The organism is Actinomadura chokoriensis (assembly GCF_039529475.1).
GTDB classification, from domain to species: Bacteria; Actinomycetota; Actinomycetes; order Streptosporangiales; family Streptosporangiaceae; genus Spirillospora; species Spirillospora bangladeshensis.
In genome coordinates, this window is the sequence record NZ_BAAAMW010000001.1 from 499665 (window position 1) to 515072 (window position 15408).

At 72.8% G+C, this 15408-nt stretch carries 19 protein-coding genes; 9 read left to right on the forward strand and 10 right to left on the reverse strand.

What is annotated here, in order from left to right; translation table 11 throughout:
• Nucleotides 1-29 precede the first annotated feature (29 nt).
• The 4 genes from ABFX46_RS02430 to ABFX46_RS02445 all read right to left on the reverse strand — a co-directional run bounded on the left by ABFX46_RS02430 (nt 30) and on the right by ABFX46_RS02445 (nt 3564).
• On the reverse strand, nt 30-821 hold the full coding sequence (locus tag ABFX46_RS02430; protein ID WP_346039676.1) for an alpha/beta fold hydrolase: 792 nt from the start codon (nt 819-821) through the stop codon (nt 30-32).
• Nucleotides 822-884: 63 nt separating this feature from the next.
• The gene (locus tag ABFX46_RS02435; protein ID WP_346039677.1) at nt 885-1607 is read right to left on the reverse strand and encodes an alpha/beta hydrolase; all 723 of its coding nucleotides are present in this window, start codon (nt 1605-1607) and stop codon (nt 885-887) included.
• Nucleotides 1608-1653: 46 nt separating this feature from the next.
• Nucleotides 1654-1962 carry an ATP/GTP-binding protein gene (locus ABFX46_RS02440; protein ID WP_346039678.1) on the reverse strand — a complete coding sequence of 103 codons (309 nt, stop codon included), beginning with the start codon at nt 1960-1962 and terminating at the stop codon, nt 1654-1656.
• Nucleotides 1963-1992: 30 nt separating this feature from the next.
• Nucleotides 1993-3564 carry a 3-hydroxyacyl-CoA dehydrogenase family protein gene (locus ABFX46_RS02445; protein WP_346039679.1) on the reverse strand — a complete coding sequence of 524 codons (1572 nt, stop codon included), beginning with the start codon at nt 3562-3564 and terminating at the stop codon, nt 1993-1995.
• 55 nt (nt 3565-3619) lie between these two features.
• On the opposite strand from ABFX46_RS02445, the gene ABFX46_RS02450 reads away from it, so the two are divergent.
• The gene (locus tag ABFX46_RS02450) at nt 3620-4612 is read left to right on the forward strand and encodes an LLM class flavin-dependent oxidoreductase (protein ID WP_346039680.1); all 993 of its coding nucleotides are present in this window, start codon (nt 3620-3622) and stop codon (nt 4610-4612) included.
• Nucleotides 4613-4618: 6 nt separating this feature from the next.
• Here the strand turns inward: ABFX46_RS02450 and ABFX46_RS02455 are convergent, their stop codons facing one another.
• The 5 genes from ABFX46_RS02455 to ABFX46_RS02475 all read right to left on the reverse strand — a co-directional run bounded on the left by ABFX46_RS02455 (nt 4619) and on the right by ABFX46_RS02475 (nt 7707).
• Nucleotides 4619-5641 (reverse strand): serine/threonine-protein kinase, encoded by a 1023-nt coding sequence (locus ABFX46_RS02455; protein ID WP_346039681.1) that lies wholly within the window; start codon nt 5639-5641, stop codon nt 4619-4621.
• Nucleotides 5638-6105: a hypothetical protein gene (locus tag ABFX46_RS02460; RefSeq protein ID WP_346039682.1), complete on the reverse strand. Its 468-nt coding sequence runs from the start codon at nt 6103-6105 to the stop codon at nt 5638-5640. The genes ABFX46_RS02455 and ABFX46_RS02460 overlap by 4 nt, the downstream gene beginning before the upstream one ends.
• 52 nt (nt 6106-6157) lie before the next feature.
• Nucleotides 6158-6907, reverse strand: coding sequence for a hypothetical protein (locus ABFX46_RS02465; protein ID WP_346039683.1), 750 nt, complete (start codon nt 6905-6907; stop codon nt 6158-6160).
• Nucleotides 6908-6995: 88 nt separating this feature from the next.
• On the reverse strand, nt 6996-7382 hold the full coding sequence (locus ABFX46_RS02470; RefSeq protein ID WP_346039684.1) for an SCO5389 family protein: 387 nt from the start codon (nt 7380-7382) through the stop codon (nt 6996-6998).
• A gap of 142 nt (nt 7383-7524) precedes the next feature.
• On the reverse strand, nt 7525-7707 hold the full coding sequence (locus tag ABFX46_RS02475; protein ID WP_346039685.1) for a hypothetical protein: 183 nt from the start codon (nt 7705-7707) through the stop codon (nt 7525-7527).
• A 209-nt stretch (nt 7708-7916) separates the two neighbouring features.
• On the opposite strand from ABFX46_RS02475, the gene nucS reads away from it, so the two are divergent.
• From nucS to ABFX46_RS02495, 4 genes are all read left to right on the forward strand, one after another.
• Nucleotides 7917-8597 carry an endonuclease NucS gene (gene nucS, locus ABFX46_RS02480; protein ID WP_163054072.1) on the forward strand — a complete coding sequence of 227 codons (681 nt, stop codon included), beginning with the start codon at nt 7917-7919 and terminating at the stop codon, nt 8595-8597.
• A 58-nt stretch (nt 8598-8655) separates the two neighbouring features.
• Complete coding sequence (locus ABFX46_RS02485; RefSeq protein WP_346039686.1) at nt 8656-9063, forward strand: DUF3224 domain-containing protein; 408 nt, start codon at nt 8656-8658, stop codon at nt 9061-9063.
• A 30-nt stretch (nt 9064-9093) separates the two neighbouring features.
• Nucleotides 9094-9678 carry a TetR/AcrR family transcriptional regulator gene (locus ABFX46_RS02490; protein ID WP_346039687.1) on the forward strand — a complete coding sequence of 195 codons (585 nt, stop codon included), beginning with the start codon at nt 9094-9096 and terminating at the stop codon, nt 9676-9678.
• 119 nt (nt 9679-9797) lie between these two features.
• Nucleotides 9798-10586 carry a site-2 protease family protein gene (locus ABFX46_RS02495; RefSeq protein ID WP_346039688.1) on the forward strand — a complete coding sequence of 263 codons (789 nt, stop codon included), beginning with the start codon at nt 9798-9800 and terminating at the stop codon, nt 10584-10586.
• Between the two features lie 43 nt (nt 10587-10629).
• On the opposite strand, the gene ABFX46_RS02500 is transcribed toward ABFX46_RS02495, so the two are convergent.
• A complete protein-coding gene (locus ABFX46_RS02500; protein ID WP_346039689.1) occupies nt 10630-11187 on the reverse strand; it encodes a PadR family transcriptional regulator in 558 nt (185 codons plus the stop codon).
• Between the two features lie 96 nt (nt 11188-11283).
• Here ABFX46_RS02500 and ABFX46_RS02505 point away from each other — a divergent pair, with 96 nt between their 5' ends.
• The 4 genes from ABFX46_RS02505 (at nt 11284) to ABFX46_RS02520 (ending at nt 15389) form a co-directional block, all read left to right on the forward strand.
• A complete protein-coding gene (locus ABFX46_RS02505) occupies nt 11284-11889 on the forward strand; it encodes a hypothetical protein (protein WP_346039690.1) in 606 nt (201 codons plus the stop codon).
• A gap of 20 nt (nt 11890-11909) precedes the next feature.
• Complete coding sequence (locus tag ABFX46_RS02510) at nt 11910-13265, forward strand: carotenoid oxygenase family protein (protein ID WP_346039691.1); 1356 nt, start codon at nt 11910-11912, stop codon at nt 13263-13265.
• Nucleotides 13266-13331: 66 nt separating this feature from the next.
• Entirely contained in the window at nt 13332-14831 is a 1500-nt protein-coding gene (locus ABFX46_RS02515) for an aldehyde dehydrogenase family protein (RefSeq protein WP_346039692.1), read from the forward strand.
• A 63-nt stretch (nt 14832-14894) separates the two neighbouring features.
• On the forward strand, nt 14895-15389 hold the full coding sequence (locus ABFX46_RS02520; protein WP_346039693.1) for a GNAT family N-acetyltransferase: 495 nt from the start codon (nt 14895-14897) through the stop codon (nt 15387-15389).
• Nucleotides 15390-15408 lie beyond the last annotated feature (19 nt).

The window sequence follows — 15408 nt, forward strand, 5'->3', positions numbered from 1 at the left end:
CGCGGGCCGCGCGGCTCGGCCCGCGCTGCTCAGCGGCCGATGCGGGCGAGGGCGGCGGCGAACTCGGCGACCGCCTGGTTGAACAGGTCCGGCTGCTCCACCGCGCACAGGTGCCCGGCGCGCGGGACGACCTGCAGCTCGGCGTTCGGCAGCGCGTCCGCCATGGCGCGGGCCTCGTCCTCGGTGGCGAGCGCGTCCTCGTCCCCGATCATGACGAGGGCGGGCACCGTGGCGGCGCGGAGCGTGCCGAACGCGTCCGGGCGACCGGCCATGGCGCGCAGCGCCCACGCGGCGGCGCCGGGCGGCGTCGCCTGGACGAGGCCGCGGACCCGCCCGTACACCAGGGCGCGCTGCCGGTAGGTGGTGGGCCCGACGAGACCGGGCAGCACCTCGTCCACCAGGACCTGCGGGACGCCTTCGCGGTCGAGCCGCTCGGCCTGCCGGAGCCGGTGCGCCCGGACGGCGTCGGTGTCGGCGGCCGCGCGGGTCGCGGCGAGCACGAGCCCGAGGACGAGGTCGGGGTGCCGCCGGCACAGCGCCATCGCGACGTACCCGCCCATGGACAGGCCGGCGACGACGGCGCGCCGCACGCCGAGGCTCCGGAACAGGCGGGCGACGTCGTCGGCCATCGCGTCGACCGACGGCTCGTCGTCGCCGAGCACCGATCCACCGAAACCGCGCAGGTCGGGGGTGATGACGCGGAACCGGTTCGCGAGGCCCTCGCGCTGGGCCAGCCACATCGCCGAGGACAGCGGGAACGCGTGCAGCAGAACGAGCGGTGTGCCGGAACCGACATCCCTTGCGTACAGCTGCACCGTCATTGAGCCATGGTCGCCCGCGATCGCAGTGATGTGACGGGTGTGGCCGCGATCGGCCGCAGCGGTTTATTCGTCCGGTTCGTCCCATTCCGTGGGGAGGGGGTAGGCGGCCGGCGCCACCCGCTTGACGATCTCGTTCAGGACGATCCGGACATACGGCTCGCCGACCCAGAGGTGCTTGGCGTTGTCCACCGCGACCACCTCGGCCTGCGGGACGCGCTTGAACCGCTCCCGCGCCTCCGCCGGACGCAGGTAATCGTCGAACTCCGGCACGAGCGCCAGCACGGGACGCCCGTCCGCGCCCCACGCGTCCAGGTCGGCGTCGCCGGCCCGCTTCAGCGGCGGGGACAGCAGGATCACGCCCTCCACCAGCGGGTCGCGCCCCCACTTCAGCGCCAGCTCGGTGCCGAACGACCAGCCGAGCAGCCACGGACGCGGCAGGTCGTGGTACTCGGTGTACTCCAGCGCCGCCGCCACGTCGAACCGCTCGGTCTCGCCCTCGCCGAACTCGCCCTGGCTCGTCCCGCGCGCCGACGTCGTGCCCCGCGTGTTGAACCGCAGCACGGCGAGGTCGGCGAGGGCCGGCAGCCGGTAGGACGCCTTGCGCAGGACGTGGCTGTCCATCATCCCCTCGGCCGTGGGCAGCGGATGCAGGCAGACCAGCGTCGCGACCGGCGGCCGCTCCGGCGGCAGCGCCAGCTCGCCGACCAGCTCCAGCCCGTCCGAGGTGTGCAGCGTGATCTCCTCGCGCCGCGCCGGCAGCACCGTCGCCGCCCTGATCTCCGCCATGGGTCTCCTCTCAATCCGGGGGGACGACCCCCGAGCCCCCGCTACGTCAGTAACGGGGTGCGTTCCGCGAGCGCAGGACGCGGGGGGCGCGGCGGGTGCGGGCCTGCCAGCAGGGGCGGTGCCAGTGCCGCCGGTCGTCGCCGCCCTCGCCCGCCCGCCAGGCGACGACGTGCCCGACGCCCGGCGGGATCTCCTGGTCGCATCCGGGGCACCGGTACGCCTTGGCGGCACCGGCCCCGGCGACCGACCGGACGACCCACTCGCCGTCCGGTCCCTCCTCGGTCTCCTCGGCCCACGACCCGCCGCCGCTCGGGGGACGTCCGGAAACGGCACGGCGATTCTTGCGGGGGCTCATGCAATGAGGATATGTGGGGCTGGAGGACGGTCAGCGGATCGGCTTGCCGGCCGTCACGTGCTCGATGAGGAGCGGGGTCGGGGACAGGGCCGGCTCGCGGGTCTCGGCGTGCAGCGCGCGCAGGACGGTCACGGCGCGGGCCGGGCCGAGCCGGTCGAGGTCGGCGATCGGGCCGGTCGGGTAGCCGCAGCCCAGCGTCATCGCGGCGTCGATCGCGTCGGCGCCGGCGTATCCGGCGCCGAGCATCGCGGCGGCGTCGTTCAGGTAGGGGAAGCGCAGCGCGTCCACGATGAACCCGGCGCGGTCGCGGCAGCGGACGGTGGTGAGCCCCAGCCGGGCGAGCAGGGCGGCGGCGCGGTCGGCGACGTCCGGGCCGGTCAGCACCGTGGCGGCGATCTCGGCGAGCGCGCCGGCGGGGTCGGGCAGGTGCAGCCCGACGACGTCGGCGGGACGTCCGGTGGCCATGGCCTGCTCGATCACCGAGCCGTCCACGGAGGTGACGGCGAGGACCGCGCCCGGCTTGGCGGCCTGCGCGGCGGCCAGCAGCAGCGCCCGCCCGGCCTCGGCGTCCTCGGCCGCCTCGATGACCACGTCGCAGCCGGCGAGGTCGGCGGCCGAGTCGCGGACCTGGGCGCCCGCGCGGTCGCACAGCGCGGCGAGCGCGTCGGCGAGCGGGCCGACGCCGACGATGCCGACGACCGGCGGCGCGCCCTCGTCCGCCGCGGCCTCGGTCTCACCGGACCCGTCGTAGGTGTAGAAGCCGCGGCCGGTCTTGCGGCCGAGCAGCCCAGCGGTGACGAGTTCGCGCAGCACCGGCGAGGCCGCGTGGCGGCGGTCGCGGGACTCGGCGTAGATCGCGTCCAGCACCTCCAGGCAGGTGTCGAGGCCGATCAGGTCCATGAGGGTGAACGGGCCCATCGGCAGGCCGGCGCCCGCCTTCATCGCCGTGTCGATGTCGTCGCGGGTCGCGTGCCCCGACTCCAGCATCCCGGCGGCCTGGTTCAGGTAGCCGAACAGCAGCCGGTTCGCGACGAACCCGGCGCGGTCGCCGATCGTGACCGGGGTCTTGCCGAGGCCCTTCACCAGGGCGGCGACGCGGGCCACGGCGTCCGGCTCGGTCAGCACGGTCGCGATGACCTCGACCAGCTTCATCACCGGAGCCGGGTTGAAGAAGTGCACGCCGACGATCTTGGTGGGGCGCCCGGTGGTGACCGCGATGTCGGTGACCGACAGCGACGAGGTGTTCGTGGCGAGGACGGCGTCCTCCCGGCAGACCCGGTCGAGTTCGGCGAAGACCTTCCGCTTCAGGTCGAGCCGCTCGGGGACGGCCTCGATGACGAGGTCGCAGTCGCCGAGGTCGGCGAAGTCGGTGGACAGCGCGACCCGGCCGAGGATCTCGCGCTGCGCGTCCTCGGTGAGCCGGCCGCGCTTCACGGCCCGTCCGGTGGAGCCCTCCAGGTGCCCGCGCCCGCGCTCCAGCGCGTCCTGGTTCACCTCGATGCCGACGACCGCGAGGCCGCCGCGCGCCAGCACCTCGGCGATGCCCGCGCCCATCGTGCCCAGTCCGACGACCCCGACCCTGCTGAACGAACCCTCATCCATGATGGGCAGTCTTGCAGAGGGCTCGCGCACACCCGCTGCCGGGTACGACGAGGACGTGCGCCTCGGAATCTTCGTCCTCACCACCCGTTTCCCCAGGCAGGACTCTGCCGCCGCCCTCGCTCGCACGGTCGAGGCCGCCGTCGCCGCCGAACGCGCCGGGTTCGACGACGTATGGCTGGCCGAACACCACTTCATGTCGTACGGGGTCGTCCCATCCGCGACGCTTCTGGCCGGGCACCTCCTGGCCGCCACCTCCCGGGTCCACGTCGGGACGGCGGTGAGCGTCCTGTCCACCCAGCACCCGGTGGCGCTCGCCGAGCAGGCGGCGATGCTGTCGCTGCTCTCCGGCGGCCGTTTCCACCTGGGCGTCGGGCGCGGCGGCCCATGGCGGGACCTGGAGGTCTTCGGCACCGGCCTCCACCGCTACGAGCACGGCTTCGCCGAATCCCTCGACCTTCTCCTTACTTCCCTGCGCTCCGACCGTGTCTCCTGGGAGGGGGAACACTTCCGCTTCCGTGAGGTCCCGCTCGTCCCGCACGCACCCGACCCGCCACCGGTGACGGTCGCCTGCACCTCCCCCGCCACCGAACGGCTCGCGGCCGAGCGCGACCTGCCGATGCTCCTCGGCATGCACGTGGACGCGGCCGAGAAGGCCGCCGCCGTCGCCCGCCACGGCCGCCCCGACCTCCCGCACATCTCCACCCATCTGGCCCAGGTGGCCGACACCCGCGCGGCGGCGGTCAAGACCCTGATGGACGAGATGCCCCGCTGGTTGGGCCCCGGCCTGGAGGGATACGTCGCCGTGGACGACCGCCCGCGCCCCTCCCCCGACCCGGTCGCCTACACGCGCCGCATGTGCGACATCCACCCCGTCGGCTCCCCGGACGATTGCGTCGAGTCCCTGCTGTCCACAGTCGAGAAGACGGGCATCGACCACCTGATCCTGCTGGTGGAGGCCGCCGGCTCCCGCGAAGCCACCCTGGAGAACATCACGCGCCTGGGCACCGAGGTCCTCCCCCGCCTCCGCGCCGCCGCCGACCCGGCTTAGCCGCGCTCACCGGGACGGCGGGATCCCGAGAACCCAGTTCATCCGCGCCCGGCGGATCTCCTGGCTCCGCTTGCTGTACGGACCGCAGACGCGGACGAAGTCGGGGATGAGCTCGTCATAGGCCCTGATCGCGCCGACGCGGTCCCCCGATCGGCCGATCTGCTCGGCGACCTCCGCGCGGGCCTCCAGAGTGCGGATGTCGTCCGTGCCGTAGTTCCGCGTCGCGAGCCACAGGGCGTTGTCCGCGGCGTGCAGCCGTCCGACGGTGCCGGGATCGACATGGGGGAGATCGGACGATGGGGCGACCGGGGTGTCGGCGAGCGGGGGCCGGATGATCTCCTGCAGGCGCGCGATGACCTCGTCCGCCGACCGGGGCCGCCGGTCCGGGTCCTTCGCGAGCAGGTGCAGGGCCAGCCGGTCGAGCGCGTCGGGGATGCCGCCGACGACCGCCTTGGGCGAGACCGGCGTCGCGTCCAGGTCGTCGCCGCGCTCGCCCCGCCACCGTTCCGGCGCGAGGTACGGGGGCGTGCCGATGGGCAGCCCGGTGGGCGTCATCGTCGTGTCGGAGGAGCGGGCGATGCCGAAATCGACGAGCTTCACCTCGTCCGCCGACGTGATCATGATGTTGTTCGGGGTGATGTCGCGATGGAAGACGTCCCACCTGTGGCAGTGCGCCAGGCCCAGGCAGATCTGGTGGCACCAGCGCTGGACCTGCTCCAGCCGCGGCCGGGGGAAGTCCGCCAGGGGCCGGCCGTCGATCCACTCCATCGCCATGTAGACGCGTCCGCGCGCCTTGCCCGATTCGTGGACGGCGACGACGTACGGACTGGGCGGCAGCGCGTGCAGGACGCCGATCTCGCGCCGCGACCAGTCGACCACCGCGTCCGGCTGCCTCTTGAAGACCTTGACCGCCACGCACAGGCCGTTGCGCTGGTCGACCGCCTCCCACAGGACGCCCTGCCCGCCCTCCTTGACCCGCCGTTCGAGGCGGTACTTCCCGCCGACGACGGTGCCGGCCCCGAACGTCACAGCGGCCTCGTCCGGCCGGCCCCGGCGGGCGCCACGGCGCCGAGGGTGCGGTCGAGCCGCGCCAGCCCGCGCTCGGCGGTGCGGTCCCACAGCTCCAGGAGCGTGCGCGCATCGGCGACGAGCCCGGGGATCGTCTGCGCGGCGCGGTGCTGCTCGCGGGCGATCTCGTCGGCCCGCCTCGCCCGCCGGGCCGGATAGGTGACGACGTCGAGGCCCACCGCCGCGATGATGAACAGGCCGACGGCGACCATGCCCCAGAGCGCGGCGCCGCGCACCGCGAAGGCCGCGCCCACGGGGAGGAGGACGCCGGCCAGGAACCAGAACACGCTGAGGCGCCCCGGCTTCCGCAGCCGGTTGACGCTCGCGATGTACCCGCACACCTCGTCGGTGAGCCGCGCGCTCTCGGCCTGCGCGGGGGCCTCCGCGTCGATCGCGGTGAGCCAGTCGTCCCACTGGATCGGCACGCTCCTCGGACGCGTCCGAGCGCCTCCGTGCGGTTCCCGCCGCACTCGAGGATCAGTTCCCGGCGCCGGGTCTGGCGCAGCAGGACGATCTCGTCCGGCTCGGGCTGCCAGATGAGGGCGCGGAGGGCGCGCCGCGAGTGCTCGCGCCGGCGCGCGGCCCCCTCCTCGGCCGCGGGCTCGGAGAAGCGTGCGGCGATGTCCTCCGCCGCCGCTCCGCAGGCGGTGGCGAACCTCCGCCGGGGGCCCGGTCCCATCTCCTCAGCGTCTCGTGGGCGTACGAGCGGGCGTCGGGGCCGAGCTCGCCCTCGGCCAGCGCGTTGATCGCATGGGAGAACTCGTGCCCCAGTGCTTCCGGCGTGAGCTTCCCGAGGTACTGGTTCATGCTCATCGCGGCGGCGTCGTCCTTGCCGACCAGCGAGTAGAACAGCGCCATGAACAGGTCGCTCTTGGCGGCGTCCCCCTCCGACGCCATGGCCCAGGCGTTCGCACCGGCGCTCTCGTGCTCGAGGTACTCGGAGACGATCGCGACGACCACCGCGCCCAGCCAGTGCTGCGCGTCCGCGGCCATGTGGCTCCCCGCCACATGGATCATCGTCTGGGCCTCGATGACGTGGTCCCGGATGGCCGCCGTGCCCGCGGCGCTGATCAGGCTGGTGGCGAGCCTGCGGATGTCGTTGCGTCCGGCGAACTCGGTGTCGAGCCGGTCGCGGAGCCTGGCCAGCTCGGCGCGCGCCCGGGCCATGTTCTCGTTGAGGACCTGCTGCTCGTAGATGCGGGTGAGCAGCTTCTCCTGCTCGTCCATCCGCGGAATGGCCCTCGGTGGCCGGAGCAGGCAACGGCGGACGGTGCGGAAGCGGTGTCGCTTCCGCACCGCGTCGGCCGGGGCGGGGTCAGCAGTCGCGGAGTTCGGGGGACTGGTTGAGGATCTGCTCGCGGGGGGTCGTGAACGTGCGGTAGGCGGAGGAGTCGCCGGTCGGGAAGACGGCGACGCGGTGGCAGTTCTGGAAGGCCAGCTTCACGCCGAAGTGGCGCTCCAGGGTGGAGCGCATGGCGTCGCTCGCGAGGACGCGGAGGAGCTGGCCGCGGGCCTGCTCGTCCGGGGGCGGGGTGAGGTTGTCGGCGAAGTCGCCGCCGTCCACCTGGAGCCGGGCCACCAGCCCGCTGATCATGTCCCACGCGTACGGGAGGGACGTCCTGATGCACTCGACGAAGTCGGCCTCGCCGACCTCGCCCTTCTGCGCCGTCTCAAGCAGTTCCGGAGTCACGTCGAGAGACATGCGGGGGGTCCTTTCGCCGTTTGTGGATGAACACCCACCCGCCGACGCTAATCACGGTGCCCGGAGAATTCCAGGCTTGACAAAGATTTTCATTCCGCTACGGAGCGCCCCTGGACGGCCCCCGTCCGTCCAGGGGCGCGCGTCATCGCGCCGGCGCCGCTCCGTGGCGGCGCGCCCGGCGGACGGTGGTGGCCCGCTCGGCGCGGTCGGCCCAGAACTCGCGGGCCCTGCGCGCGAACCGGGCGTCCCGCTCGGCCGCGGCCCGCGCCCGCAGCTCGCGGGTCCGCTCGCTCATGATCGACTGCATGATGTCGTGGTGGTACACGGTGTCTCCCGAAGGTTCCGGGCCGCTCGGCACGACCCGACACCCAAGACACTCGTCCTAAGGGGGCCGCCCCCACATCGGCAGCACGCCTTATGTGCGCAGGTCCGAGCGCCTTAGGCGGGATCGGGGGGACCCCCGACCACGCAGAGTGCCGCCGGTTCGCCGGTCTGGACCGAAGCGTGCCGCGTCCGGGACTAAGGTGAGGCAGCGTGCGTCTCGTTATCGCCCGCTGCAGCGTCGACTACGCCGGCAAACTCACCGCCCACCTGCCGATGGCCCCCCGCCTGATCCTGATCAAGGCGGACGGGAGCGTGAGCATCCACGCCGACGACCGCGCCTACAAGCCCCTTAACTGGATGAACCCGCCCTGCTCGCTGCGCGAGGAGAGCTACGAGGAGAACGGCGCCACCGCGCGCTGGACGGTCACGCACGGCAAGTCGGGCGAGCGGCTCATCCTCACCATCGAGGAGATCCTGCACGACACCAGCCACGAGCTGGGCATCGACCCGGGCCTGCAGAAGGACGGCGTCGAGGCGCACCTGCAGGAGCTGCTCGCCGAGCACATCACCACGCTCGGCGACGGCTACACGCTGATCCGCCGCGAGTTCCCCACCGCGATCGGGCCGGTCGACATCCTGTGCCGGGACGCCGACAGCGCCACCGTCGCGATCGAGATCAAGCGGCGCGGCGAGATCGACGGCGTCGAGCAGCTCACCCGGTACCTGGAGCTGCTGAACCGCGACCCGCACCTCGCGCCCGTCCGCGGCGTGTTCGCCGCCCAGGAGATCAAGCCGCAGGCCCGCGTCCTCGCCACCGACCGCGGCATCGACTGCGTCACCCTCGACTACGACGCGCTGCGCGGCATCGAGCACGAGGGCACCCTTTTCTAAGACTGTCGGGCCGCTGAGACCTCCCCCGCCGCCGGATGCGGCGGGCATCATGGCGGGCATGACGTTTCAAGCCAGCGGCAGCTTCGACATCGAGGCGTGGGACGCCGAGAAGCCCTACGACGAGCGGGACGGCGCCAAGCTGACCCGCGTCCACGTCGGCAAGCAGTTCCACGGCGACCTCGTCGGGACGAGCACCACCGAGCTGATCACCGTGGAGACGCCCGCCGGGCCCGTCGCCTACGTGGGGGTCGAGCGGGTGCAGGGCATCCTGCACGGCCGGGAGGGCGGGTTCGTCCTGCAGCACAGCGCGGGCAGCGAGGACGGGACGCCCGACACCCAGTGGCTGCGGTGGCTGATCGTCCCCACGTCCGGGACCGGGGAGCTGGCCGGCATCCGCGGCCTGGGCCAGATCACCGTCGCCGAGGACGGATCCCACGCCTGGGCGCTGGAGTACACGCTGGACTAGGGGCCGACGGGCAGCCGGTAATGTGCTGCCATGCCCCCGGTCACCACCGACGCGACGCGCGAGCGGATCATCGACGCGGCCGAAGAGTGCTTCCGCCGCTTCGGTGTCGCCAAGACGACGGTCGAGGACATCGCGGCGGCGGCGCGCCTGTCGCGCGCGACGGTGTACCGGAGCATCACCGGCGGCCGGGACGAGCTGATCCTCGCCGTGGTGGTGCGCGATCTGCACCGGTTCCTGGACCGGCTGGCGGCGCGGCTGCGCCGCGAGCGGTCGGTGCCGGAGGCGATCGTCGAGGGGGCGCTGGACGCGATCGAGTACGTCCGCGGCGAGCCGACCATCGCGCACTTCCTGGTGCCGGAGGCGGCGGGCCACATGCAGGCGGCGGTCGCGGGCGCGGCCGAGCACGTCCTCGACCTGTGCTGCGAGTACGTGCGGCCGTACTTCGCGCAGGCGCAGCGGCAGCGGATGCTGCGGGCCGACATCGAGGTGGAGGGTACGGTCGAGTTCCTCTTCCGGATCATCACCTCGCTGATCGTGATGGACCGGGACCGGGACGCCGAGGCGCAGCGCCGCTTCCTGCGCACCTACGTCGTCCCGGTGATCGCGGCGCCGTGACGCCCGCGGGCGGGAAACCCGCCGCACGGGCACGGCGTTGGAGCAGGTAGCTTCCGAATGACGATCGGGCGGGACGGGGCGCCGGGAGAGCGGCGGCGCGGCGAGAGGGGCCGGGAACGATGAACGGGACTGCACACGGGGCGCGAGGAAGCGCGGCCGTCCGGCCGAGCCCGGTGTTCCTCGCGATCGTGGCGGCGACCGTCCTGTGCGGCCTGATCGCCTGGCGGTACGGGGAGGACCCGGCCAAGGAGGCGCGGATCGCGCTGTTCGGGTTCGTCCTCGCGGCCTGGATGACGTCCCTGTGCGCGCACGAGTTCGGGCACGCCTACACGGCCTACCGGTCGGGCGACCGCAGCGTGGTCGCCAAGGGGTACCTGACGCTGAACCCGCTGAAGTACTCCGACGTCGTGCTGAGCTTCGTGATCCCGGTGGTGTTCATCATGCTCGGCGGCATCGGCCTGCCGGGCGGCGCCGTCTGGATCGACCGGCACTCCATCAAGGGCAGGCTGCGGCACAGCCTGATCTCGGCCGCGGGCCCGCTGTCGAACGTCCTGTTCGCGATCATGCTCGCGGTGCTCTACAAGAACTTCGCCCACCAGGACCACGGCGTCTTCTGGCTGGGCGTGGCGTTCCTGGCGTTCCTCCAGGTCACCGCCGCCATCCTGAACCTCCTGCCGATCCCCGGTCTGGACGGGTTCGGGATCATCGAGCCGTACCTGCCGCAGCGCTGGGTCGCCAAGGTGAGCCCCTACGGCGGCTACGTCTTCCTCATCCTGATCGCGCTGCTGTGGCTCGGGCCCGTCAACGACGCCTTCTTCACCGCGGTCTTCCACATCACGGAGGCGCTGGGCCTGGGCGAGATCCCCATCCGGGTCGGGCTGTCGCTCTTCCAGTTCTGGACGAACTGACGCCTCACGGCCCGGCCGGGCGCCCGGCCGGGGCGCGTCCCTGTCAGTGCTCGGGGGATTCGCCGGGCGCGCGGGAGTCGCGGGCGGCGAGTTCCGCGGCGACCCAGCGCAGCCAGTCGCGGCGCATCTCGAAGAAGCGCTTGCCGTACTCCAGGACGAAGCGGCCGTTGTCCGCCATGCCGCCCTGCTCGTCCCATTCGACGGCCTTCTCGACCTCCGCGAGGCCGGCGGCCTGGGCCCCGATCGCGTCGATCTGCTCGTCGATGTAGCGGAGCGCCTCGGCGCGGGTCAGCTCGCCGAGGAAGAAGACGCGGAGGAGCGTCTCGTCCCGCCGGTTGGGCTTGGGCGCGATGCCGATCAGCCAGTGGTGCAGCTCCGCCCGGCCGGACGGGGTGATCCGGTACTCGCGGCGGCCGCGCGGCCCCTCGGCGGCGACCTCGATCAGCCCGGCGTCGGTGAGCTTGCCGAGTTCGCCGTAGAGCTGGCTCTGCGTGGCCGGCCACACGTTGTCGAGCGACACCTCGAACAGTTTCAGCAGGTCGTAGCCGCTGGCGCCGCCCAGCTCGGCGAGGAGCCCGAGCACCGCGTGTCGCAAACTCATGCCGGGGACTCTACCAGTCTGTATTGACATGTCAGAACTGGAACGTCTACGTTCGACATGTCACAACTGGAATGTCGCCGCGGAAGGGCGCCCGCCATGCCGAAGTACTACGCCAGAACCTTCCTGCCGTGGATCGTGCTCGCGGTCGTGAGCGGCTTCGACGGTCAAGCGGGCGCCGTCGCCGGGCTCGTCACGGCGCTCGTGCTGCTCGGCCAGGACCTCCGCCAGGGGCACCGCGCCGACTCGCTGATCCTGGAGATCTCGACCTCGGTCTACATGGCGGCGCTCACCGCGCTGGCGTTCACCGTGCCCGGCTCGCCCGCCCTGGACTACGGCGCCTCCCTCGCGATCGGCTGGCTGGCGATCACCGCCTGGGGGACGCTCCTGCTCCACCGCCCGTTCACCGCGGGCATCGCCCGCCGCCAGGTCCCGGCGGAGATCGCCGCGACCGCCCTGTTCGTGCGCATCAACCGCGTGATCACCGCCGTCTGGGCGGCGGGCTTCACCGTGATGGCGGTCGTGCTCGGCCTCGTCCAGCACTGGGCCCCGGACGCCACCGCGCTGCTGGTCGCCGTCAAGGTCGCCGGTTTCACGGTCCCCGCCGTCTTCACGGCCCGCTACCCCGACCGCGCGCGCGGGCGCCACGCCACCGAACTCGGGCAGCCGGTCGCCCAGGCCGCCGCCCAGCCGTCCTCCCGCTGATACTGGAAGGGAACGCCGCGATGAGAGAGAACCTCATGGACAAGCCGGCCGCATGGCTGGACGGCCATCTGGCCCCCGTCCCCGACGAGACCGACGCCCACAACCTGCGGGTCACCGGGACGCTGCCGCCCGAGCTGACCGGCCGGTACTTCCGCAACGGCCCGAACCCCAAGCCGGGCGAGCCGAGCGGGCACTGGTTCACCGGCCACGGGATGCTCCACGGGGTGCGGCTGCGGGACGGCCGGGCCGAGTGGTACCGCAACCGCTGGGTCCGGACGGAGGCGTTCACCGAGGGGAAGCCGTTCGTCCGCGACGACTACGGCTTCGACCGGCGCGCCGTGCGGGCGAACACGCACGTCGTCCCGCACGCGGGCAAGATCTGGGCGCTGGTGGAGAACGGGTTCCCCTACGAGGTGACGCCCGAGCTCGGCACCGCCGGACCGTGCGACTTCGGCGGGCGGCTCACCACGGCCATGACCGCGCACCCCAAGGAGGACCCGGTCACCGGCGACCTGCTGTTCTTCGGCTACGGCATGTTCCCGCCCTACCTCACCTACCACCGGCTGTCCGCGGACGGGACGCTGGTGGAGAGCCGCGAGGTCGAGGTGCCCGGCCCGACGATGATGCACGACTTCGCGATCACCGAGAACCATGTCGTGTGGCTCGACCTGCCGATGGTGTTCGACCTTGACCTGGCGCTGTCCGGCGAGTCCGGGATGCCGTACCGGTGGGACGACGGGTACGGGGCGCGGCTCGGCGTGATGCCGCGCGACGGGTCCGGCGGCGTCCGCTGGTTCGAGGTCGACCCGTGCTACGTCTTCCATGTCGGCAACGCGCACGAGGACACCGCCGGGCGGGTCGTCCTGGACGGGGCCCGCTACCGTCCCGAGTCGTTCGCCTCCCTCTGGGGCGGGATCGGCGGCACCGTCGACCCCGCGACCGAGGCGGTGACCTCGGAGAGCGCCCAGCTGCACCGGTGGGTTCTCGACCCGGCCACCGGGGAGGCCGCCGAAGAGCAGCTCGACGACCGCAACGTCGAGTTCCCGACCCACGACGACACCAGGACGGGCCTGGAGCACCGCTACCTCTACACCGTCGCCGGCAACACGATCGTGAAGTACGACCTGCGCGGGGGCCCGTCGGCGCGCGAGTGCGGACCGGACGTGCAGCTCGGCGAGGCGGTGTTCGTCCCCGCCGAGGGAGCACGCGCGGAGGACGAGGGCTGGCTGCTGTCGATCGCGTCCGGCGACGCCGGGGCCGAACTGCTCGTGCTCGACGCGTCCGACCTGTCGCACACGGCGACCGTCCACCTGCCGCGACGCGTTCCGGCCGGATTCCACGGAAGCTGGATCCCCGACTCCCGGCGGGGGGCTTAGGGTGGTTTACTAGCCGGTACGCAGGCGCAAGTACTCACTTACCAGGCTCCTCCCGGGAGGTTCCTCATGTCCGTGGCCACGGAGAGCACCGAGACGTTCGCGTCCCTGAACCCGGCCACCGGCGAGGTCGTCGCCGAGCATCCCGTCCAGGACGGTGCCGCCGTGGCGGCGGCGGTCGAACGCGCCCGGGAGGCCGCCGAGTGGTGGCGGGCCCTCGGCTGGAAGGAGCGCCGGCTCCGCCTGCTCAACGTCAAGGGGTCGCTCGCCCGCAACCTGAACCGGATGGCCGAGCTCATCCACCAGGAGACCGGCAAGCCGGTGCAGGACGCCCAGCTCGAGACGATCATGGCGATCACCCACCTGGACTGGGCCGCCCGCAACGCGCAGAAGATCCTCGGGCCGCGCAGCGTCTACCCCGGCCTCATGGCCGTCAACCAGAAGTGCGTGCTGGAGTACCAGCCGCTCGGCGTCGTCGGCGTCATCGGCCCGTGGAACTACCCGATCTTCACCCCGATGGGCTCGATCGGCTACGCGCTCGCCGCCGGCAACGCCGTCGTGTTCAAGCCGTCGGAGTTCACCCCGGGCGTCGGCGTGCTGCTCGCCGAACTGTTCGACGCGGTCATCCCCGAGCACCCCGTCCTGCAGACGGTCACCGGGCTCGGCGAGACGGGCGCGGCGCTCGCCTCGTCCCCGCACGTCGACAAGATCGCCTTCACCGGGTCGGCCCGCACCGCCAAGCGCGTCATGGCGGCCTGCGCGGAGAACCTCACCCCGATCGTCGCCGAGTGCGGCGGCAAGGACGCCTGCATCGTCGACTCCGACGCCGACCTCGACGCCGCCGCCGACGCCGCGCTGTGGGGCGCCATGTCGAACGCCGGCCAGACCTGCATCGGCGTCGAGCGCATCTACGTCGTGGACGACGCCTACGACAAGTTCCTCGGCAAGCTCACCGAGAAGGCCAAGGACCTGCGCCCCGGCTTCGACCGCGAGGCCGCCTACGGCCCGATCACCATGCCGTCGCAGCTCGACATCATCGAGCGGCACATCAAGGACGCGCTCGCCAAGGGCGGCAAGGCGGTCGTCGGCGGGGCCGAGTCCGTGCGCAAGCCGTACGTGGAGCCGGTCGTCCTCGCCAACGTGCCGGACGACTCGTCCGCCGTCTGCGAGGAGACGTTCGGCCCGACGATCACCGTCCACCGGGTCAAGGACCTCGACGAGGCCGTCGAGCGGACCAACAAGACCAGCTACGGCCTCGCCGGGACGATCTTCTCCGGCGACAAGTCCCGGGCCCTGGACGTCGCCCGCCGGATGCGGTCCGGCATGACGTCCATCAACGCCTTCGCCGCGTTCGCCCAGGTCGCCGCGCTGCCGTTCGGCGGTGTCGGCGAGTCCGGCTTCGGCCGCATCCACGGCGCGGACGGGCTGCGCGAGTTCACCCGCCCGAAGGCCATCACCCGGCAGCGGTTCGCGACGATGAACCTCACCTCGTTCGGCCGCACCGAGAAGGAGATGGCCCGCGTCCTCGGCCTGGTCACCATGCTCCACGGCCGCCGCTACAAGCGCTGACCCGCCGCCGCGCGACCACGGCGCCCCCGGCCCGCGCCGGGGGCGCCGCCTAGACTGGCGACCATGACATCCGGGACGTTCGGCGCACCCGTGCGCAGCCGCCTCCGGGCGCCCCTGGGCGCGGCACCGCCGCCCCCGCCGGGCCTTCGGCCGCTCACCGCCGCCGACACCCCCGCACTCGCCGCCGCCATGTGGGCCGCCTACCGCGGCACCCCCGACGAGGCCGACGTCGGCGACCTCCCGGGCGCGGCACGCGAGATCCAGCTCACCCTGGACGGCGAATACGGGACGTTCCTCCCCGAAGCCTCCTTCGTGGCCGACCACGAGGACCGTCCGGTGGGCGGCGCCCTCGTCACCCTCTACCTGGACGAACCGCTCCTGGCCTTCCTCTTCACCGCCCCGTCCCACGCGGGACGCGGCTTGGGGCGCGGCCTCGTCCAAGCGACGATGCACGCCCTGGCCGAACAGGGCCACACCTCGCTCTCCCTGGCCGTGACCCGCCGCAACCGCCGCGCCCGCCGCCTCTACGACCACCTGGGCTTCGTGGAAGTCCCCTGATGCCGACCGACTCACGGGG

Coding starts and splice junctions, on each gene's coding strand:
- ABFX46_RS02430 (WP_346039676.1), bottom strand. CDS start 821: ATGACGGTGCAGCTGTACGCAAGGGATGTCGGTTCCGGCACACCGCTC.
- ABFX46_RS02435 (WP_346039677.1), bottom strand. CDS start 1,607: ATGGCGGAGATCAGGGCGGCGACGGTGCTGCCGGCGCGGCGCGAGGAG.
- ABFX46_RS02440 (WP_346039678.1), bottom strand. CDS start 1,962: ATGAGCCCCCGCAAGAATCGCCGTGCCGTTTCCGGACGTCCCCCGAGC.
- ABFX46_RS02445 (WP_346039679.1), bottom strand. CDS start 3,564: ATGGATGAGGGTTCGTTCAGCAGGGTCGGGGTCGTCGGACTGGGCACG.
- ABFX46_RS02465 (WP_346039683.1), bottom strand. CDS start 6,907: ATGGACGAGCAGGAGAAGCTGCTCACCCGCATCTACGAGCAGCAGGTC.
- ABFX46_RS02470 (WP_346039684.1), bottom strand. CDS start 7,382: ATGTCTCTCGACGTGACTCCGGAACTGCTTGAGACGGCGCAGAAGGGC.
- ABFX46_RS02485 (WP_346039686.1), top strand. CDS start 8,656: ATGACGTTTCAAGCCAGCGGCAGCTTCGACATCGAGGCGTGGGACGCC.
- ABFX46_RS02490 (WP_346039687.1), top strand. CDS start 9,094: ATGCCCCCGGTCACCACCGACGCGACGCGCGAGCGGATCATCGACGCG.
- ABFX46_RS02495 (WP_346039688.1), top strand. CDS start 9,798: ATGAACGGGACTGCACACGGGGCGCGAGGAAGCGCGGCCGTCCGGCCG.
- ABFX46_RS02500 (WP_346039689.1), bottom strand. CDS start 11,187: ATGAGTTTGCGACACGCGGTGCTCGGGCTCCTCGCCGAGCTGGGCGGC.
- ABFX46_RS02505 (WP_346039690.1), top strand. CDS start 11,284: ATGCCGAAGTACTACGCCAGAACCTTCCTGCCGTGGATCGTGCTCGCG.
- ABFX46_RS02510 (WP_346039691.1), top strand. CDS start 11,910: ATGAGAGAGAACCTCATGGACAAGCCGGCCGCATGGCTGGACGGCCAT.
- ABFX46_RS02515 (WP_346039692.1), top strand. CDS start 13,332: ATGTCCGTGGCCACGGAGAGCACCGAGACGTTCGCGTCCCTGAACCCG.
- ABFX46_RS02520 (WP_346039693.1), top strand. CDS start 14,895: ATGACATCCGGGACGTTCGGCGCACCCGTGCGCAGCCGCCTCCGGGCG.